General features: G+C 67.6%; 19 protein-coding genes and 1 tRNA gene. 15 read left to right on the forward strand and 5 right to left on the reverse strand.

The window, feature by feature from the left end; all coding sequences use genetic code 11:
- Positions 1-71 precede the first annotated feature (71 nt).
- The 8 genes from tpiA to QNJ12_RS00995 all read left to right on the forward strand — a co-directional run bounded on the left by tpiA (position 72) and on the right by QNJ12_RS00995 (position 7,630).
- The gene (gene tpiA / locus QNJ12_RS00960) at positions 72-848 is read left to right on the forward strand and encodes a triose-phosphate isomerase (RefSeq protein ID WP_300617692.1); all 777 of its coding nucleotides are present in this window, start codon (positions 72-74) and stop codon (positions 846-848) included.
- A gap of 217 nt (positions 849-1,065) precedes the next feature.
- Positions 1,066-2,922, forward strand: coding sequence for an ABC transporter substrate-binding protein (locus QNJ12_RS00965; RefSeq protein ID WP_300617695.1), 1,857 nt, complete (start codon positions 1,066-1,068; stop codon positions 2,920-2,922).
- Positions 2,923-3,256: 334 nt separating this feature from the next.
- Entirely contained in the window at positions 3,257-4,186 is a 930-nt protein-coding gene (locus QNJ12_RS00970) for an ABC transporter permease (RefSeq protein WP_300617915.1), read from the forward strand.
- Positions 4,179-5,183, forward strand: coding sequence for an ABC transporter permease (locus QNJ12_RS00975; RefSeq protein WP_300617698.1), 1,005 nt, complete (start codon positions 4,179-4,181; stop codon positions 5,181-5,183). The genes QNJ12_RS00970 and QNJ12_RS00975 overlap by 8 nt, the downstream gene beginning before the upstream one ends.
- 2 nt (positions 5,184-5,185) lie before the next feature.
- The gene (locus tag QNJ12_RS00980) at positions 5,186-6,169 is read left to right on the forward strand and encodes an ABC transporter ATP-binding protein (protein ID WP_300617701.1); all 984 of its coding nucleotides are present in this window, start codon (positions 5,186-5,188) and stop codon (positions 6,167-6,169) included.
- Positions 6,170-6,173: 4 nt separating this feature from the next.
- Positions 6,174-7,202 (forward strand): ABC transporter ATP-binding protein, encoded by a 1,029-nt coding sequence (locus tag QNJ12_RS00985; protein ID WP_300617704.1) that lies wholly within the window; start codon positions 6,174-6,176, stop codon positions 7,200-7,202.
- 72 nt (positions 7,203-7,274) lie between these two features.
- Complete coding sequence (gene secG, locus QNJ12_RS00990; RefSeq protein ID WP_367281737.1) at positions 7,275-7,505, forward strand: preprotein translocase subunit SecG; 231 nt, start codon at positions 7,275-7,277, stop codon at positions 7,503-7,505.
- Between the two features lie 34 nt (positions 7,506-7,539).
- A tRNA-Leu gene (locus QNJ12_RS00995) sits at positions 7,540-7,630 on the forward strand.
- Positions 7,631-7,953: 323 nt separating this feature from the next.
- Here QNJ12_RS00995 and QNJ12_RS01000 read toward each other — a convergent pair.
- The 4 genes from QNJ12_RS01000 to QNJ12_RS01015 form a co-directional block, all read right to left on the reverse strand.
- The gene (locus tag QNJ12_RS01000; RefSeq protein ID WP_300617710.1) at positions 7,954-8,595 is read right to left on the reverse strand and encodes a hypothetical protein; all 642 of its coding nucleotides are present in this window, start codon (positions 8,593-8,595) and stop codon (positions 7,954-7,956) included.
- Positions 8,596-8,820, reverse strand: coding sequence for a DUF2188 domain-containing protein (locus QNJ12_RS01005; protein ID WP_367281736.1), 225 nt, complete (start codon positions 8,818-8,820; stop codon positions 8,596-8,598). It abuts the gene before it with no gap.
- Positions 8,821-8,991: 171 nt separating this feature from the next.
- A complete protein-coding gene (locus QNJ12_RS01010) occupies positions 8,992-10,224 on the reverse strand; it encodes a M23 family metallopeptidase (RefSeq protein WP_300617715.1) in 1,233 nt (410 codons plus the stop codon).
- Positions 10,225-10,474: 250 nt separating this feature from the next.
- Positions 10,475-11,170 (reverse strand): TetR/AcrR family transcriptional regulator C-terminal domain-containing protein, encoded by a 696-nt coding sequence (locus QNJ12_RS01015; protein WP_300617717.1) that lies wholly within the window; start codon positions 11,168-11,170, stop codon positions 10,475-10,477.
- 188 nt (positions 11,171-11,358) lie between these two features.
- On the opposite strand from QNJ12_RS01015, the gene QNJ12_RS01020 reads away from it, so the two are divergent.
- The 6 genes from QNJ12_RS01020 to QNJ12_RS01045 all read left to right on the forward strand — a co-directional run bounded on the left by QNJ12_RS01020 (position 11,359) and on the right by QNJ12_RS01045 (position 18,685).
- The gene (locus tag QNJ12_RS01020) at positions 11,359-12,345 is read left to right on the forward strand and encodes an NAD(P)-dependent alcohol dehydrogenase (RefSeq protein WP_300617918.1); all 987 of its coding nucleotides are present in this window, start codon (positions 11,359-11,361) and stop codon (positions 12,343-12,345) included.
- The gene (locus QNJ12_RS01025) at positions 12,342-12,539 is read left to right on the forward strand and encodes a hypothetical protein (protein WP_300617720.1); all 198 of its coding nucleotides are present in this window, start codon (positions 12,342-12,344) and stop codon (positions 12,537-12,539) included. Before QNJ12_RS01020 ends, QNJ12_RS01025 begins: the two co-directional genes overlap by 4 nt.
- Before the next feature lie 83 nt (positions 12,540-12,622).
- On the forward strand, positions 12,623-13,081 hold the full coding sequence (locus QNJ12_RS01030; RefSeq protein ID WP_300617723.1) for an SRPBCC family protein: 459 nt from the start codon (positions 12,623-12,625) through the stop codon (positions 13,079-13,081).
- 344 nt (positions 13,082-13,425) lie between these two features.
- A complete protein-coding gene (locus QNJ12_RS01035) occupies positions 13,426-16,281 on the forward strand; it encodes a cation-translocating P-type ATPase (protein ID WP_300617726.1) in 2,856 nt (951 codons plus the stop codon).
- Between the two features lie 197 nt (positions 16,282-16,478).
- Positions 16,479-17,132: a hypothetical protein gene (locus QNJ12_RS01040; protein ID WP_300617729.1), complete on the forward strand. Its 654-nt coding sequence runs from the start codon at positions 16,479-16,481 to the stop codon at positions 17,130-17,132.
- Positions 17,129-18,685, forward strand: coding sequence for an alpha-amylase family glycosyl hydrolase (locus tag QNJ12_RS01045; protein WP_300617732.1), 1,557 nt, complete (start codon positions 17,129-17,131; stop codon positions 18,683-18,685). Before QNJ12_RS01040 ends, QNJ12_RS01045 begins: the two co-directional genes overlap by 4 nt.
- Positions 18,686-18,728: 43 nt before the next feature.
- On the opposite strand, the gene QNJ12_RS01050 is transcribed toward QNJ12_RS01045, so the two are convergent.
- Entirely contained in the window at positions 18,729-19,196 is a 468-nt protein-coding gene (locus QNJ12_RS01050) for a DUF1353 domain-containing protein (protein WP_300617735.1), read from the reverse strand.
- A 133-nt stretch (positions 19,197-19,329) separates the two neighbouring features.
- Here QNJ12_RS01050 and QNJ12_RS01055 point away from each other — a divergent pair, with 133 nt between their 5' ends.
- Positions 19,330-20,031 carry a Coq4 family protein gene (locus QNJ12_RS01055; protein WP_300617738.1) on the forward strand — a complete coding sequence of 234 codons (702 nt, stop codon included), beginning with the start codon at positions 19,330-19,332 and terminating at the stop codon, positions 20,029-20,031.
- Positions 20,032-20,043 lie beyond the last annotated feature (12 nt).

The following is a 20,043-nucleotide window of genomic DNA, read 5'->3' on the forward strand; positions in this document are numbered from 1 at the left end:
CACGGCCGGCCTCATCGACCTGACTTGAGTCGCGAGATGTGCCTGGCACATCTCGCGACGGGAGGAGACTCATGAGCGACCGCAAGCCCATCATCAGCGGCAACTGGAAGATGAACCTCAACCACTTCGAGGCCATCCAGACGGTGCAGAAGCTGCACTACTCGCTGCCGAAGGAGGTCTACGACTCGGTCGACGTGAGCGTGCACCCGCCGTTCACCGACATCCGCAGCGTGCAGACGGTCATCGAGGCCGACGACCTCGACATCCTGCTCGGCGCCCAGCACTGCCACTGGGAGGAGACGGGGGCGTTCACCGGCGAGGTGTCGCCGGCGTTCCTCGCCAAGCTCGACGTGCAACTCGTGGTGTGCGGGCACAGCGAGCGGCGTGACCTGTTCGGTGAGACCGACGAGATGGTCAACCAGAAGGTCCACGCCATCTTCAAGCACGCGATGACGCCGATCATGTGCTGCGGCGAGTCGCTGGACGAGCGTGAGGCCGGCGAGACCGAGGCCAAGGTGCTGTCCCAGGTCGCCGCAGGTCTCGATCGCCTGAAGGCCGACCAGGTGGCGTCGATGGTGATCGCCTACGAGCCGATCTGGGCGATCGGCACCGGCAAGACCGCCACCGCCGATGATGCACAGACGGTGTGCAACGCGATACGCAACGCGGTCGCAGCCCAGTTCGGTGCCGATGCGGCCGCCGCGGTGCGGATCCAGTACGGCGGTTCGGTCAAGGCCGGCACGACCGAGGAGCTGATGGCCCAGCCCGACGTCGACGGTGCGCTGGTCGGCGGGGCCAGCCTCGATCCGGACGAGTTCGCCCGGATCGTTCAGTTCGCGATCGCCTGAGCTCCGGAACATCCGCGCCGAGATTTTGCGGAGCCGTAACGGGGATGGCTACCGCACGGTAGGCGGACTTGGTATGGTTGCTGCGCTCGACATGATCGGGGAGGACCAGTCGGGCGCCCGGAATTCACAACTCAGCAGACGTGCAGCGTGAACAAGCGCTCTGGACGATCCCCCGAGTTGCCGGGTTTCTCCCACCCAAACCACGAGGAGGACCCACGTGACGAAGAAGAGGCGCACGACGCGTTTTCTTGCTGTCGCTGTCGGCCTGTCGCTGGTCGCCGCCGCTTGCGGTGACGATGACGACGACGACGCGACGACCGACACCGAAGCAGACGCCGACGCCGATGCCGATGCCGACGCCGACGCCGATGCCGACGCCGATGAGGGCGACGACATGGCCGAGGACGAAGGCGACGACATGGCCGAGGACGAAGGCGACGACATGGCCGAGGACGAAGGCGACGACATGGCCGAGGACGAAGGCCTCGACACGTCCGCCGCGGCCATGATCATCACGGTCGACCTGAACCCCGACGCGGTCTGGGACGACGGCACGCCGATCACGGTGACCGACCTCCAGTGCACCCTGGACGCCAACCTCAACACGCCGGGCTCGCTGAGCACCACCGGTTTCGATCAGATGATCGGCATCGAGGCGGGCGAGTCCGACAAGCAGGCGATCATGTACTTCTCGACGGTGTACGCGCCCTACAAGACGCTGTTCAACCCGATCCTGAAGGCCGATCGCCACGCCGACTGCAACGACGTGTCGCTCGACTTCGAGGACGCACCGCCGGACTCCGGCCGCCCGTTCAAGTTCCAGGACTGGACCACGGGTCAGTCGATCCTCGTCCCGAACGAGAACTACTGGGGCGACGCCCCGGCTGCGCCGCAGATCGTGATGGTGCCGTTCGCCGATCAGGACACCGAGAAGGCGGCCATCGCCTCCGGTGAGGTCGACTACATCTACCCGCAGTGGGACCCCGGCTTCCGTGAGGTCGGCGAGGACGCGGCGGTCGACATCGACCTCCAGTTCGGCGCCAACTACGAGGGCTTCTACTTCCAGCAGTCCGACGACCCGCAGCACATCGGTCCGTTCTCGGATCCGGTCTACCGCGAGGCGTTCTGGATGTCGATCGACCGTGCGTCGGTGTTCCAGCAGATCTACGTGCCGATCGGCGGCGAGACCGCCGAGCTGCTCAACTGCGGCCCGATCACGCCCGGCCCGTACTGCGAGGACAACGCGGCCGCTCCGTTCGCCGACAGCTACGACCCCGACGGCGCCGCGGCGCTGCTCGAGGAGGCCGGCTGGTCGCTGAACGGCGACGGCTTCTGGCAGAACCCCGACGGTGAGGTGCCCGAGGTCCGCTGGATCATCAACACCGGCAACACCCGTCGTGAGAGCACCCAGGCCTTCCTGATCCCGCTCCTCGCCGAGCAGGGCTTCAACGTCGTGCCGAGCAACTGCGACGCCGCCTGCTACTTCCAGCAGCGTCTGCCAGCGCTCGACTACGACATGGCCATGTACATCTCGACGGCTCCGCCGGACCCGGCGTACCTGACCTCGTCGTTCACCTGTGACCAGATCCCGGTCGAGGCCAACGACTACGTCGGTCAGAACTCGGGTGGTTGGTGCAACGAGGCGGCTTCGGACGCCCTGCTGCAGGCCGACCAGACGGTCGACGAGGCCGAGCGCGCCGACCTGATCGTCGGTGCCCTCGAGGCCATGGCTGCCGACCACCACATGCTGCCGCTGTTCCAGTTCCCGAACTCGGGTCTCTGGCGCAACGACAAGGTGGGCCCGCCCGAGGTCATGGGTGCCAACTCGAACAACTACATGGCATTCGCCCGCAGCCTCGACGCGATGGAGGACCTGGACGGTGACGGCCAGATCGTCATCGGTGCCGAGCAGTGGCCCGAGTGCCTCAACCCGATCACCGAGTGCGCGAACTCGTCCTGGTACGTGTGGACGGTTTCGTTCGCCGTGATGCCGGGTCTGTGGGACACCACGAACGATCAGCGTTTCGTGCCCACCGACCTGCTCGCGAGCGAGCCGGTGGTCGAGGTCCTCTGATCCGCAAGGATCGCGAGGGCGATACTCGAGACGTGGCGTCAGGTCGTGAGGCCTGACGCCACGCAACACCGACAAGGGGGGCCGACCGGCAATCGGTCGGCCCCCCTTTCGTTCATCTGTTCGACTAGGTTTGCGCCATGGGGCGCATCAGCGGGATGCTGGCCGCACACTTCGGCCGTCTGACTCGGGTTGTCTCGGGTGGTCGACGATCCGTTGACAACTCGAGGTCATCAGTCTGGGCCGACTCGATCCGGGCCATGGAGGAGGACGCATGACGCGTTTCATCTTGAGGCGATTGCTCTGGGCAATCCCGACGCTCTTACTCGTGACATTCATGGTCTATGTCGCGATCCGTCTCGGCACGAATCCGTCCGAGGCGTACCAACGTTCGAATCCGCGGGCCAACGCCGCGAAGATCCGTGAGTACGAAGAGCTCAACAACCTCACGGGCAACTACTTCCAGGGCTATTGGGGCTGGTTCAGCGGCTTCCTCGAGGGCCTCACCAACGGCGGCGAGTCCTGGCAGCGCAGCATCAAGGGTCGCCGCGAGGTGTGGCCCGAGCTGCGTGACGCGATGGCGAACTCGTTGCGGCTGGGTGCCGCCGCCTCGTTCGTCGGCATCACGATCGGTCTCTCGCTCGGCGTGTTCGCGGCGCTCCGCCCCGGCAGCCTGCGCGACGCCACCGTCAACACCGGCGCCTTCGTCGCCTTCAGCATCCCGCCGTACGTCTCGGCGGTGCTGCTGCAGCTGCTCTTCGCCGTGATGTGGAGCAAGTGGTTCGGCGAGACGCTGCTGCCGACGTCGGGTGTCTACCCGGCCGGCCAGCAGGGCTTCGACCTGTGGCTGATGCTCAAGCACATGATCCTGCCGGTCTCGGTGGTGGCCATCCAGATCATCGCCGTCTACGCCCGCTACATGCGTGCCTCGCTGCTCGAGGTGCTCAACAGCGACTACATGCGCACGGCACGGTCGAAGGGCATCAGCGAGCGCCGTGTGCTGGTGAGCCACGCCGTGCGCAACTCGATGATCCCGGTCGTCACGGTCGCCGCGATCGACATCGGCGGCATCCTCGGCGGGCTGATCATCACCGAGCGGGTGTTCTCCTACCCGGGCATGGGCGACTTCTTCCTCACGGCGTTCGACAACGGCGACTTCCCGCAGTTGATGCCGTTCATGGTGATCATCGTCACCGCCGTCATCATGTTCAACCTGCTGGCGGACGTGTCGTACGCCTGGCTCGACCCGAGGATCCGTCTTGACTGAGCTCGTCGAACCCACCACTCCGCACGAGTTGCCCGACGAGGCCGACGCGTTCATCGAAGGTTCCGCCGAGGGCCTGACCGACAAGTCGTTGTCGCCGCGCCAGATGGCGGTGCGCCGCTACTTCAAGCACAAGGGCGCCTTCATGGCCACCATCATCATGGCGATCATGGTGCTGTTCGTGTTGCTGTCGCCGCTGACGACGCGGTACGGCGTCAACGAGGCGATCTTCAAGGCCGAGCCCGGCCAACCGAACTCGTACCTGTCGCCGCGCGGCGACGCGTGGTTCGGCACCGACGACATCGGCCGCGACATCTACAGCCGCATGATCTACGGGCTCCGGGTGTCGCTGATCATCGGCATCTCGGCGGCGATCTTCGCCACGATCGTCGGCGTGACCGTCGGTTCGTTCGCCGGGCTGCACGGCGGCCGCTTCGACGACCTGCTGATGCGGGTGACCGACATCTTCCTGGCGTTCCCGTTCCTCGTGGCGCTGCTGGTGGTGCGCAACTTCCTCGGCGAGCTCGAGTGGTTGACGCCGATCGTCGGCGACCGAACATCGATCAGATTCATCATCCTGCTGTTCGTGATCTTCGGATGGATGGGAGTGGCGCGCCTCGTCAGAGGCTCGGTGCTCGCCTTGAAGGAGCGAGAATTCGTGGAGGCGGCGCGTGCGCTCGGCGCCTCCAACTTCCGGATCGTGTTCCGCCACCTGCTGCCCAACTCGATCGGGCCGATCCTGGTGGCGCTCACCAACACCGTGGTCGCCGCGATCATCGGCGAGGCGACGCTGTCGTTCTTCGGCTTCGGCCCCGACGCCGGCTCGGGCCAGACGTCGCTCGGCCTGCTGGTGTCCGCCGCCAAGGGCGGCGTGACCGCCGGCTTCTGGTGGATGGTGGTGTTCCCCTGTACGTTGCTCGTGCTCGTGGCACTGTGCATCAACTTCATCGGCGACGGCCTGCGTGACGCAACCGATCCCAAGCTGGTCCACGGAGGCTGAACATGAGTGAATCGGTACTGCAGCTGCGGGACTTCCGCGTCTCGTTCCCGACGATGAACGGCACGGTGCAGGCCGTGCGCGGCGTCGACCTCGACGTCGGCGAGGGCGAGATGGTCGGCGTGGTCGGCGAGTCGGGCTCCGGCAAGTCGGTGACGTTCCTCGGCCTGATGGGGCTGCTGCCGAAGACCACGGTCATCGAGGGCTCGGCCACGGTCGGCGGCGACGAGCTCGTCGGACGCACCTCCAAGCAGATGCGGTCGGTGCGCGGCAAGCGGATCGCGATGATCTTCCAGGACCCGCTGTCGGCGCTCAACCCGGTGCACAAGATCGGTCGCCAGATCGTCGAGATGCTGCAGGCGCACCAGACGATCTCCAAGCAGGACGCCCACAACCGGGCGGTCGAGCTGCTCGACATCGTCGGCATCCCGCAGCCCGACCAGCGGGCGATGCAGTACCCGCACGAGTTCTCGGGCGGCATGCGCCAGCGCGTGATGATCGCGATGGCGATCGCCAACGAGCCCGAGGTGCTGATCGCCGACGAGCCGACCACCGCGCTCGACGTGACGGTGCAGGCACAGATCCTCGAGGTGATGCAGCGGATCCAGCACGAGCTGCGCACGGCGATCGTGCTGATCACCCACGACCTCGGCGTGGTGGCGCGCGTCGTCGACCGGGTGCAGGTGATGTACGCAGGTCGCGCGGTCGAGCGCGGCTCGGTCGACGATCTGTTCTCCGAGCAGTCGCACCCGTATACGCGGGGTCTGCTCGAGTCGCTGCCGGCGCTCGGCAAGGATCGGCTGGTGCCGATCCCCGGGTCGCCGCCGAACATGCTGCAGCCGCCACCGGGGTGCGCGTTCGCGCCGCGGTGCCCGCACGCCCGGCCGGTGTGCACGTTGGAGATGCCCGAGCTGCGACCGTTCGGTAACGGCGAGACGGCATGTGTGCGGGCCGAGGAGCTCGTCGAGGAGGGCGTGGTCAGTGTCTGAGTCGGTGCTCGAGGTTCGCGACCTCGTCAAGACGTTCCAGGTTCGCCGCGCGCGTGGCATCCGGGTCGAGAAGGCCACGGTGCAGGCCGTGTCGGGGGTGTCGTTCGAGGTCGGTGCCGGCGACACGCTCGGTCTGGTGGGGGAGTCGGGGTCCGGCAAGACCACCGTCGGGCGCTGCGTGCTGCGGCTGCTCGAGCCGACCGACGGCTCGGTTCGGTTCAAGGGCCAGGAGCTGATCGGTATGGAGCGTCACGAGCTGCGCAGCCTCCGCAAGCACATGCAGATCGTGTTCCAGGACCCGTACGCGTCGCTCGACCCGAAGCGCACGGTCGGCGCGGCGATCGCCGAGCCGTTCGAGATCCAGGGCATCGACGGTGATCATCGCAAGATGGTCGGCGACCTGCTCGAGCTCGTCGGTCTGGCGCCCGACCACTCGCGGCGCTTCCCGCACGAGTTCTCCGGCGGTCAGCGGCAGCGCATCGGCATCGCCCGTGCGCTCGCGCTCAACCCCGAGCTGATCGTGCTCGACGAGCCGGTGTCGGCGCTCGACGTGTCGATCCAGGCCGGTGTCGTCAACCTGCTCGAGGACCTCCAGAAGGAGCTCGGGGTGGCGTACATCTTCATCGCCCATGACCTGTCGGTGGTGCGCCACATCTCGGACACGGTGGCGGTGATGTACCTCGGCAAGCTGGTCGAGATGGCGTCGGCGACGGCGATCTACGAGCGGCCGGCGCACCCGTACACGCAGGCGTTGCTGTCGGCCGTGCCCGAGCCCGACCCAGAGGGCGAGCGTCATCGTCGCCGGATCGTGCTCGAGGGTGACGTGCCGTCGCCGATCGACCCGCCGTCGGGCTGCCGGTTCCGCACCCGCTGCCCGAAGGCCGAGGAGATCTGCGCGGTGGAGGAGCCGGCGCTGATCGACCGCGGCCAGGGTCACCCGGTGGCATGCCACTTCGCCGATGCGGTGCCGGTGACGGTGTGGCAGGACGGCTCGTCGTTCGAGCGCCCCGAGGCCGCCCCGGCCGAGAGCTGACCGAGCTGACCTCCTGGCGTGCGGGCCGTTCGCCCGGTCGCGCCGATAGGATCGTTGCCCGTGCGTGACGTGATGTTGTACATCGTGCTGGTCATCAACGTGGTGTCCATGTTCGCCCTGATCGCCGGGATCCTGCTGCACAGCGGGCGCGGCGGCGGCCTGTCGGACATGTTCGGCGGTGGTGGCGGCGCGGCCCTCGGTTCCACTGCGGCCGAGCGCAACCTGAACCGCATCACGTTCGTGTTCGCCCTGGTCTGGATCCTCACGGTCGTCGCCCTGAGTTTCCTGTTCGTGCGAACCTGATTCGGGCGGTAGCCTGGTCACCCGCACAAGTCACGTCGGAGTGGCGGAATTGGCAGACGCGCTAGCTTGAGGTGCTAGTGCCCTACTTAATGGGCGTGGGGGTTCAAGTCCCCCCTCCGACACCACACTTCCCGTACCAGCCGGCCGCAAGCCCACCTCATCGAGGGTGACGAGGAGCGGAGGTGCCCCGGTCACGGTGACTTCCAGCCTGTCGGCGTAGATCACCACGGTTTCGATCAGCTCTTCAACGAGGACCCGTCGCTCCCGGTCGTTGGCGTGCTCCCAGATGGCGTCGAAGTAGAAGGCAGGATCGCGGAGGAGTGCAGCAGCTTCCTCGAACGCTTCCGCCAGTGCGTTCGGGACTGCCGCGCGATGAGGTGACATCTGAGCTGGCTTGCTCTGGCAGGTCTAGGCGACGAGCACGATCGATCGAGATCGCAGGGCAGTGTCAGTTGGTTGCTGGACGACCTGCTGCGACCCACTTGCGCATGGCGTCGAGCAGTTCAGGGGTGCGGCGTTCGCGGATGTCGGTCTCGTCCCAGCCCTTGCCCAGGAGGCGTTCGTAGTCCCACTCCTGGAATCCGATGTAGTGCCCGATGATGGTCGAAGCCGACGGAGTCGAGGTGTGATGGCTCGCGAGCCAGGTTCGAACACATCGGATCGCCTTGTCGTACGCGCCGCCGTGGGAATCGATGTCCCACCCGGCGATGTCGGACAGTGCGATCCGATGCTTGTGCCGGTCTTCGGCGACAACAAGCAGACGCTTGGAGCGGAGCCTCGCGTCCCCTCCTTGGGCGAGTCCATGGTCGATGCCGAGCTCGAAGGGCATGTTGAGCCGGGCGTACTCACCTCGCGCCGATGCTTGGACGCGGCTGAGATCGTGGATCGAGTATCGACTCGCCGTCATCAACTCAACGATCTTGGCGAGTCTGGCCTCGCCGCTGTCGAGCCGTTCAGTGGAGACCCGAGGAGCGAGTCCACAGTCGACGACGCAGAAGGCGATTGCCTCGAGTATTGGCCGGTAGTCGTCGTCGAACGGGCAGTTGATGAAGACGCTTGCGTCGAAGTCGCCGGCGGGGTGTTCTTGCACTCAGCCCTTCGGTGGGTGAGGATCGTTGCCGTACGAGTCGCGCTCTCGAATCTTGCCGTCGCGGCCGTGGATGTACAGCTCGGTCTTCTGCTTCTTGGCGATGCTGCGGGCGTGGTTGATCGCATCGCGCTGTGTCGAGAACGTCTTCGAGGCCCGTGACGAGCCGGACTTCCGCGTCGCCCATTTCTCCCCGGCGGGCACTACGTGTTGTCCTGGCTTCCCCATCGATATTGCCTTTCGTGAGGTTCGGCCTGTCATCGTACCAGGCCGGCTCTCGTCCACGCCGGGCCTCGAGCCACCCGGACGGAATCTGCGCCTCCCTACTGCGACGACCGGCGAGCCCACTCCAACCGCCGGCGATCGGCTGGTGGAAGCAATCGCTCGGCGTGACCGACGCTAGCTGGCGCTCACGAACTGGTCGGCGAGCAACTCGCCCTTCGTCACTGGCTCGCCGTCGGCGACGTAGTTCGAGAAGGCAATCGGGATGCCGATCGCGCCCGCTCCGAACGTCGGCTGATCCTGCACGTGGATGTGGATGTGCGGCTCGGTCGTATTGCCGGAGTTGCCGACCAGGCCGATCAGCTGACCGCTGGTGACCGCGTCGCCTTCGGCCACGGCGATGCTGCCGGGCTGCATGTGGGCGATCAGCACGTACTCACCGTTCGCCACCTCGATGACCACGTGATTCCCAGCCGGATTCGACGGGTCGCGCTCGATCTGCGGCGTCTGGTCGGGCAGGCCGTCGACAACGGTCACCACGGTGCCGTCCGCGGGGGCAATAACCGTTTGGCCGTAGGCCCAGTAATCCTCGTTGGCCGTCCCGTCGCCGGTGTGGGTTGCTCCGTCCTTCCAGATGAGAAGGTCGACTGCATGCCGCTGGTCGGGAGCGGGCACGTGGTAGTTCTGGAGCTCTGTCCTGCCACCCCAGGCGACGAACCACACGCCTTCGAACGGCACCCGGTACTCGATCGAGCTCGCGTGATCGCCATATGGATCCTCCGGAAGCGGCGTTCGCGGCTTGAGGAAGAATCCGGCGATCAGCCCGGCGTCGTCGAACGACGTCGAGGCCGAGACGATTCCGTCTCCCCACGCGAGATCCGCCTGGTAGACGCGCTGTCCGGCGACGAGCACGGAGACACGTTCGGTGATCGGGGCGCCAAGCGGGGCCTGGGCGTCGAGGTCGCTCCAACCAGCTTGGAGGTCCTCGACCGAGACAGCCGCCGTCATCGTCTCGTCGAACTGGTCGACGACCGACTGGAAGTCGCCGGCGAGCATGTCGTCGGCGACCGCTCGGCCCGCCGCCAGAATCCCTGCGGTCGAGGCCTCGAAGTCAGCCTGAACCTCGGAGTACGACGCCGGCGGGGGTTCCGAAGCCGCACTGGCGATGGGGGCGAGCGCCGTAGTCGTAGTCGTCGTCGTGGTCGGAGGCTCAGGCGCGCTGGTCTGCGGCGACGGAGTCACTGGAACGGTCGTGGAACCATCCCCACTCCCGACGTCGGTGGCCACCGGCGTCGTGGACGCGGTGTCGCCGTCACCGTCACCGCAGGACGCTGCGAGCAGCACGACCGAGGCGATCACCACCGCGCGTGCTGCCACGTTGACGGTCTTCGTCGTGTGCGTGTTCTGCATTCGGTGTACCTCCTGAGGTGCGCCGCTCGTCGACGTCGCGTGACCGCCCGCACACGTCACTCGCCCGATTCGATCGACTCCGGCAACGCTGGAGTCGAGAAGCCCGGTCGGAGCCACAGACTGATTGCTCCATGAGACACCCTGTTCCGATTGAAACCCGTCAACGGGCGATTGGTCCAGCCCCTCAGCTCGGAGCAGCAGTGCTCGGGCTGCTCGGGAGCTGGCTTCCGGTCCGATCGGCCGGCGGGGCTCAGGCCTCGTCGGCCGCTGCGAGCTCGAGGCCGTCGAGGACGAGGTTCAGGCCGAAGTCGAACTCCTTGCCGAAGTCGTAGCCCGGCTGGAGGACGTGGTCGGCGGTGAACTCGGTCAGGTGCGGGTAGAGGTCGGCCGGCATCTGATCGGCGATCGAGCCGGCGAGCTCGGCCATCTCGTCGCCGCCGGTCGCGGGGAGCGTCGTCTCCTGCAGGGCGAAGCCGTACATGAACGCATCGATCATGGCGTAGGCATGGCCGGTCAGCTCGAGCGAGAAGCCGGCACGCCGGAAGCAGCCGAGCACGGCGTCGTGGTGGCGGAGCGTGGCCGGGCCGGGGGAGGTGCGGCTCTCCATGAGCGCTGCGGCCCACGGGTGCGCGACGAGCACCCGTCGCATCGAGTCGCACCGCACCAGGATCGCCGTCCGCCAGTCGGTGTCGGTCGGGGGGAGCTCGATCTCGCCGAAGACGCGGTCCACCATCCCGTCGATGATCGCCTCCTTCCTCGGCACGTGGTGGTAGATGGTCATCGGCTTGGCGTCGATGGCCTCGGCCAGCTTGCGGATGGTGAACGCCTCGGTCCCGATCCGATCGGCCAGCGCGACGGCTCCGTCGATCACGACGTCGGCCGTGAGGCGCCGCGTCTCGGCACGGGTCGCCGGTGCCTGCTCGGTGGGGGATGTCGTGGGGGCCATCGGTCGCTCCTTCGTCGATCGGGTTGACATCGTACTAAGTACGACTATAGTGCGTTCGTACTAAGTACGAAAGTGATCATCACCGAAGGAGCACCGTCATGTTCACCACGACCGATCCGCAGACACCACCCGCGACACCACCCACGACGCCACCCGCGACACCACCCACGCCGGCGTCAACCGCCACGATGCGTGCCGTGACGCAGCGCCGCTACGGCGACAGCTCGGCGCTGACCGTCAACCAGATCGACCGACCGCAGCCCGGCCCGGACCAGGTCCTCATCGAGGTGCACGCCGCCGCCCTCGATCGCGGCACCGAGCACCTCATGACAGGGCGACCGTGGCTGGTGCGCCTGGCCGGCTACGGCCTGCTCCGTCCGAAGCAGCCGGTGCCCGGCCTCGACGTCGCCGGCATCGTGACGGCCGTCGGCGCCGACGTCACGCGCTTCGAGGTCGGCGACGAGGTGTTCGGCATCGCCGATGGTTCGTTCGCCGAGTTCGCCGTCGCCTCCGAGTCGAAGCTGGCGAGCAAGCCGGCGGGCCTCTCCTTCGAGCAGGCCGCCGCGTCCGCCGTGTCGGGCATCGCTGCGCTGCAGGCGCTCACCGACGTCGGTGGTCTCGAGCCTGGTCAGCGGGTGCTCGTGATCGGCGCGTCCGGCGGCGTCGGCACGTTCGCGGTGCAGCTCGCCCGGGCGCTCGGCGGTGTCGTCGACGGCGTCGCAGGAACTCAGAACCTCGAGCTCGTGTCGTCGCTCGGTGCCGACGTGGTGCACGACCACCGCACCACCGACATCGCCGACATCGACCAGCGCTACGACCTGATCCTCGACATCGGGGGCCGCAACCCGGTCCGCAAGCTGCGCCGCCTCCTCACGCCGACGGGCACCCTGGTCATCGTCGGCGGCGAGCACGGCAATCGCATCACGGGTGGCATCGGCCGGCAGCTGCGAGCCGTCGCGCTCTCACCCTTCGTCGGCCAACGGCTCGCCATGTTCGTCAGCACCGAACACCACTCGTTCATCGATCGCCTGGCGGTCCACCTCGACTCGGGCGACGTCGTCCCCGTCATCGGCAGCCGCTTCCCGCTCGACCAGGCCGCCGACGCCATGCTCCAGATGGAAGCCGGCCGGGCCAAGGGCAAGACTGTCATCGAGGTCACGGGAGCCCGCTCATGACCCCGGCGGCAGACGACACCGAGCGCGAGGAGCAGCACGGGAACGAACGCAACATCGGAGACGAGAGCCGCTTGCTGCAGCAGCGGTGGCACGGATGGGGGTCACCGGTCGGTCTGGGAGTCGGCCTGCTCAGCGTCGGCGGCTTCTTCGTGCTGTTGGCCGAGGGGCTCTCGATCCTCGCGTCGATCGACTAGCGAAACACCGACATGACGTTGTCGCTGAGCATCACGAGAGTGCTCCCATGTACACAGCTCAGGTCAAGGGAGAGGAAGCTTCGATGAGGAACGTCAAGGTCGAACGGATGGTGGCCGCACCGCGGTCCAGCGTGTGGGCCGTGTTGGCCGACTACCCCAACATCGTCGACTGGAACGACGGCATCGCGAACAGCTACGCCATCGGCGACGCCACCGAGGGCGTCGGTGCTCAACGGCAGTGCGAGCTGGCCCCGAACGGATCGATGCGAATGCGCGAGACCGTCGCCGAGTGGGTGCCGGAGGAGCGGATGGTGATCGACATCGACCAGATCGAGAAGATGCCCGTCAAGGCGGCCACCATGACGTTCACCATGTCCGACAGCGGTGACACCACGCCGTTCACGATGAGCTACGCCTACGAACCCAAGGGTGGACCGCTGGCCTTCATCTTCGGGCCCCTGCTCGACCGGCAGATGACGAAGGGCTTCAACGGGTTCGTCGACAGCCTCGAACCCGCGGCGCAGGCTCGCACCTCCGCCTGACGAGCGAGCGCCGTGGGCGACCGTCGTCGTCGTTGATCGACACGGTCCGCGCTCGTACACCGGCATCGGCCCAGCGTGGGCCGTGTCCGTCGCCCGGTCGATGCCGGGACCATCGCCTCTGGATGCTGGACCTGCGCCGACCTTGGATGGAGACGAAGGCAGACCGGAGACGCGCTCTCCGGACGGAGGTTTGCATGGCAGCGCACCGGATCGGCCCGGCGGTCGTCGTGTTCCGCGCCGCACGTGACGCGGCGGCGAGCATGATCGTGGTCGGGCAGTCGGCACATGTCGCCCACGAGGTCTGAGAGGCCTCGGCGGGCTGTGTGGGAGGCGTGACGGTGGGCATGGGGCCCCGAGCGCCGTGGTCGACACCGACCGACCACGTCACCGACGCCGTCGCCGCCGACCTCGCGCAGGGCCTGACCAGCGAGGAGGCCGCCGAGCGCCTCGAGCGCGACGGTCCGAACGAGATCGCGGCCGCACCCCCGACGCCGTGGTGGATCCGACTGGGTCGCCAGTTCACCGACCCGCTGGTGGTCCTGCTGCTGATCGCGATCGCGATCTCATTCGTGGCGTGGTGGAGTGAAGGTGCCGACGGGACCCCGCTCGAAGTGGTCGTCATCGCCGCGATCGTGATCCTCAACGCCGGCATCGGCTACTGGCAAGAAGCGAAGGCGATCGAGGCGGTCGCCGCCCTCCGCCGCCTCAGCGCCACCCACGCCACCGTGCTGCGCGACGGACAGGTGATGCACATCCCCACCGCCGACCTCGTCGTCGGCGATGTGGTCGCGCTCGCCGAAGGCGACGCCGTCGGCGCCGATTGCCGCCTGACGTCGGCGGCCTCGCTCCACATCGCCGAGGCGTCGCTCACCGGTGAGAGCACGCCCGTCGTGAAGGACACGGCGACGGTCGACACCGATGCCCCGCTCGCCGACCGCACCAACATGGCGTTCAGCGGCACCGCCGTCGTGCGTGGTCGCGGCGAGGCCCTTGTCGTCGCGACCGGCATGGACACCGAGATCGGCCGCATCGCGACCCTGATCGGCGAGCAGGAGGAAGGGGAGACGCCGCTCCAGCGACAGGTGTCCTGGCTCGGCCGCCAGCTCGGCATCACCGTCGTCGTGCTGTCCGCGATCGTCGTCGGCGCCGTGGTCATCACCGCCGAGTCGCGCACGTTCGACAGCATCGTCGACGCCGCCCTCGTCGGGGTCTCACTCGCCGTCGCCGCCGTGCCCGAGGGGCTCCCCGCCATCCTCTCGGTCGTGTTGGCGCTCGGCGTCCAGCGCATGGCCCGCGAGCGCGCGATCGTGAAACGCCTGTCCTCGGTCGAGACGCTCGGCTCCGCGTCGGTGATCTGCACCGACAAGACCGGCACACTGACCCGCAACGAGATGACCATCGTCCGCGTCGCCACCGGCGGCGGTCATGTCGACGTGACGGGGGTCGGCTACGAACCGGTCGGGCACGCGGCCGTCGACGGCAGTCCGGTGGAGCCCGGTGTGCTGCTCGACGACGTGGTCGCCCTGCTCACCGCCGGCAGCCTCGCCAACGATGCCTCGCTCCAGGAGGAGTCACCCGGGCGATGGACGGTGCATGGCGACCCCACCGAGGCGGCATTCCTCGTCGCCGAGGAGAAGATCGGTGACGGACACCGCCGAGCCGGCTACGAGCGCGTCATCGAGATCCCCTTCACCTCGGAGCGGCGACGGATGTCGACGGTCCACCGTGGCATCGCCGACGACGGGACGATCGAGTACGTGCTCTCCGCCAAGGGGGCGCCCGACGTCATCCTCGAGCGGTGCACCCACGAGCGCCGCAACGGCCACACCCTCCCACTCGACGCCGGCCGGCGCAACGAGCTGGAACAGGAGGCCGAGCTGCTGGCGGCCGACGCCCTCCGCACGATCGCGGTCGGTCACCGATGCCTCGACGAGCCACCCCGACTCGACGCACCGCTCGACGATGACGAGGAGCGCGATCTGGTGCACCTCGGCATCGTCGGCATCCTCGACCCGCCGCGTCCCGAGGTCGCCCACTCGATCGCCGAGGCCCACAACGCCGGGATCCGGATCATCATGATCACCGGCGACCATCCCACCACCGCGGCGCGGATCGGGGGCTCGCTCGGCATCGTGGCCGACGACGGGAGCGAGCGAGGAGTCACGGGCCGTGAGCTCGGCGAGTGTGACGACGACGCCCTGCAGGAGACGATTCGGGAGCGCGCGGTGTTCGCACGGGTCGAACCCGAGCACAAGCTCAAGATCGTCGAGGCGCTCCAGGCCGACGGCGAGATCGTCGCGATGACCGGCGACGGGGTGAACGACGCGCCCGCCCTGCGGCGGGCCGACATCGGTGTGGCGATGGGGATCACCGGCACCGAGGTCTCGAAGGAGGCGTCGGACATGATCCTCGCCGACGACAACTTCGCCACCATCCTGAGTGCCGTCCGCGAGGGTCGCGAGATCTTCGCCGACATCCGCAAGGTGCTGCGCTACCTCCTGGCGTCGAACGGCGGTGAGGTGCTGGTCATGTTCGTGGGCGTGCTGGCGGCCGGCCTGCTCGGACTCCGTGCGGCCGGTGCCGAGCAGGCGGTGCCGCTGCTCGCCACCCAGATCCTGTGGATCAACCTGCTGACGGACGGGGCGCTGGCGCTCGCGCTCGGCGTCGACCCCGCCGTCGACGACGCGATGACCCGGCCCCCGCGGCGGGTCGGCGATCGGATCATCGACCGCGACATGCTGAACCGCATCTTCCTGTTGGCGGTGGTGTCGGCGATCTCGGCCCTGGCTGCGCTCGATCTCGGCCTCGACGGAGGGCTGATCGGAGGCAGCGGCGACATCGACACGGCGCGCACGATGGCGTTCTCGACCCTCGTGCTCGGGCAGGTCTGCGATGCGTTCAACTCGCGCTCGCCCTGGTCGAGTGCGTTCGTGCGGCCGTTCGACAACCGGCTCCTGTGGGCCTCGGCGGTGGTCACGATCCTGCTCCAGGTCGCCGTCGTGCACCTGCCGTTCATGCAGACGGCCTTCGACACCGCCCCGCTCGGCTTCGGCGAGTGGGCGATCGTCATCGCGCTCGCGAGCACCGTGCTGTGGGCGGACGAGATCCGGAAGCTCGTGGTGCGCCGTCAGTCCCGCCGCACGAGCCCCACGATCTCGTCGGCGACGACCTCCGGCGCACTCCCGTCGGTGTCGACCTGACGCGACCGCCCTGAGAGAATGGCCGCCGACTGAGCAACGCCGGAGGGGCCCGCTCCCCGTGTTTCGCCGTTCGGCACAGCCAGTCGATACGGTCCGAACCAGCCGGCACGACGGTCTCGACGAGCTGTCGTGGACGAGCCGTACCGGCTCGGCAGCCTGGCGCACCGGCATCGACACGACACGAGAGGCGACGCATCATGAAGGGCGACATCATCGTTCTCGAAGAGCACCACAAGCGGGCAGCGCACCTCATCGTGCCCAACATCGTGGACGCGATCCGGGCCAAGGCGGGGCGATACACGATCACGGTCGCCGGCGAGTCGGGGAGCGGGAAGTCGGAGACGGGCAAGGCGATCGCCGACGAGCTCGCCGCGCACGACATCGCCGCGGTCCTGCTCGGGCAGGACGACTACTTCGTGCTCCCGCCGAAGTCCAACGACGCCAAGCGCCGCGAGGACGACAGCTGGCTCGGCCCCCACGTCGAAGTGCACCTCGACGTCCTCGAACGGAACCTGATCGACGCCATCGACGGCGCCGACGAGATCGAGAAGCCGCTGATCGACTACGACGCGAACTCCGTCGAGGCCGAGACGATCGACCTCCGCGGCATCGACGTGGTGGTCGCGGAGGGCACGTACACCTCGCTGCTCAAGCACGTCGACACCAAGGTGTTCATCGCCCGCAACCGGCTGGACACCCTCGAGCACCGCCAGAAGCGGAACCGGGGCGACGAGGTCGGCGACCCGTTCATCGAGAACGTGTTGAAGATCGAGCACAAGATCATCGCCGGCCATCGCCAGCTCGCCGACTTCGTGATCACCCGCGACTACGACGTGATCGACGTCCGATGAAGGGCGGCCTCCCCAACGGCGTGATGCTCAACGCCTACCCCGACAGCTTGGGCGGCGATCTCGCCGCGACGGTGCGGATGCTGCAGCGCCCCGAGCTGGCCGACGTGTTCTCGCTGTTCTACGTGCTGCCCACCGTCTTCAACAGCGACCTCGACCGCGGCTTCTCGATCATCGACTACGACCTCAACGACGAGCTCGTGACCGCCGACGATCTCGCCGCGCTCGACCAGCTCGGGGTCGAGCTGAAGTTCGACCTCGTGCTCAACCACCTGTCGGTCGGATCGCCCCAGTTCCAGGACATGCTCGCCCGGGGCGACGAGTCCGAGTTCGCCGACTTCTTCATCGACTGGAACCGGTTCTGGGAGGGCGAGGGAGAGCTCCACGACGACGGCTACGTCGTCCCATCGCCCCACCATCTCGAGAAGCTGTTCATGAGGAAGCCCGGTCTGCCGATCCTCCGGGTGAGGTTCCCGGACGGCTCGGATCGCTTCTACTGGAACACCTTCTACCAGCAGGTCGACGTGGTCGACGGCGAGCGCACCTACCTCGGCCAGATGGACCTCAACGCCGAGTCCGAGCAGGTGTGGGAGTTCTACCGCGACACCGTGGCAAAGGTGCGCGACTTCGGCGCCACGATCCTGCGCCTCGACGCGTTCGCCTACCTCCACAAGGCGGTCGGCGAGCGCAACTTCTTCAACCGGCCCGGCACGTGGGACTACCTCGCACGGCTGCGAACCATCGCCGACGAGCACGGCCTGACGCTGCTGCCCGAGATCCACGCCGAGTACGGCGCGAAGCTCCACCTCGAGCTGTCGGAGCAGGGTTACCCGGTCTACGACTTCTTCCTCCCCGGCCTGGTGATCGACGCGATCGACAGCGGGAACAACCGCAACCTCCTGCGCTGGATCGGCGAGCTCCTCGAACACGAGATCGCCACCGTGAACATGCTGGGCTGCCACGACGGCATTCCCGTGCTCGACCTCCGGGGTGGCGGAGACGCCGACGGGTTGCTGCCCGACGCCGAGATCGAGGCGATCATCGAGCGGCTGCTCGAACGGGGTGGCCGGGTCAAGAACCTCTACGGTCCCGACGGCACGAAGATCTCGTACTACCAGGTGAACGCCACCTTCTTCAGCGCGCTCGGCGAGAGCGAGAACCGGCTGCGCCTCGCCCGTGCCATCCAGCTGTTCGTGCCGGGGACACCGCAGGTCTGGTACCTCGATCTCTTCGCCGGCGCCAACGACGACGAAGCGGCCGACCGGGGCGGTCCCGGCGGCCACAAGGAGATCAACCGCACGAACCTGACCGCAGCGGACATCGAGGCCGGGTTGACCCGCGCCGTCGTGTTGGACCAGCTCGAGATGATGCGACTCCGCAACACCTCGGATGCCTTCGACGGCCGGCTCGAGGTCCTCGCGACCGAACCGCACCGCCTCGCGCTGCGATGGACCAACGGCGCGACGCACGCCACGCTCGACGCCGACCTCGCCGCCGAGACCTTCACGATCACGCACGTCTCGGGCGGTAGCCAGACCGTCTACGACTACGGCTGACGTCAATCGACGAGATCAGCGGATCGTCGGGAGCGAGCGTCGCTCAGCTCTCGTTCGGCGTTGGCTCGTCGCGGACGAAGATCCTCGGGCCGCGCTCCTGGTTGCCGCGGTAGGCGGGCCAGCCGCCGACGACCACTGCGACGTACATCATCTTGCGCTTGAACCAGCCGGCGCCCTCGGCCACCAGGACCGCACGGAAGACGTTGTCTGCGTGCAACTTCCCGACACCCGGTTGGGCGTACAGCCAGTCGTGCACGATCCCGGCCCATCGCTGCGGGTCCTCCCAGGGTTCCCACCCGGTGATCCGCTGCGCCCATGCCGGGACCGACGCCCCGTCGGTGGTGAACCCGGTCGGGATCTCGATGCGTTCGTCGCGGGCCTGGACGACGAGCGGCTCGCCGAGGATCCAGAACCTCTCGTCGCCCGGCAGGACCTCCTCGCCGACGACTTCCTTGACGCGGTCGACCCGATCGAACCGTTCGGGCCTGACGGTGATGGTGGCGGTCAGCATCTCGGCTGCTCCCTTCGGGTGCCCACTTCGATGATGCACCCCGATGGAGGCACGGGTCCAGCGGTATTCCGCGCCATCGATGGCGTCGCGGGCCGGTGCTACCGTTCCGGCGATCACGACCTGGAGTGAGCCGATGACGACGACACCGATCGACCGCGAGTTCGCAGAGAAGTTCATGAAGTCGGTCGACGAACCGTTCAAGTACGGCGTGTACTGGCTCTTCCACGAGTGGTGGGACGAGGCGCCCGACCCGGCGATCGATGCGTACCGGGCCGAGCTGGGGTTGATCGAGGGCTCCGATTCGTTCCTCGCCGAGCGCTTCCTGCCCGAGCCGACGACGCTCGACCGGCTGGCGGAGTGCCCGCCCGAGTCGCTCGGCGCCTACTTCCGTCAGTTCGTCGTCGAGAACAACCTCGAGGCCGACCTCGCCCGCAACTACCGCGAGTACAACGAGGAGCTCACGCAGTCGGGCAAGCTCGATCGCCTGCCCGACGACCTCAGCTACATGATGCTGCGCGGCTTCCAGATCCACGACATCTTGCACGTGCTCACCGGCTACACGTCGCGCCCGATGGGCGAGCTCGGGCTGGCGGCGTTCTACCTCGCACAGCTCCGCTTCCCGTACCACGCGATGCGCATGGCGGTGACCGCCGCCCACGTCGCGTTCGTGAGCCCGGCGGGCATCACCAAGGCGATGGATGCGATCGCCGAGGGATGGCTGTACGGCCGGCGCACGCCGAACCTGAGCTTCCACCGCTGGGAGGACGAGCTCGACGCGCCCCTCCACGAGCTGCGCGAGCGGTTCGGCATCGAGACCGAGGCAATGGCCGTCTGAACCTGGCGCCGC

The organism is Ilumatobacter sp. (assembly GCF_030065885.1).
Lineage (GTDB): Bacteria > Actinomycetota > Acidimicrobiia > Acidimicrobiales > Ilumatobacteraceae > Ilumatobacter.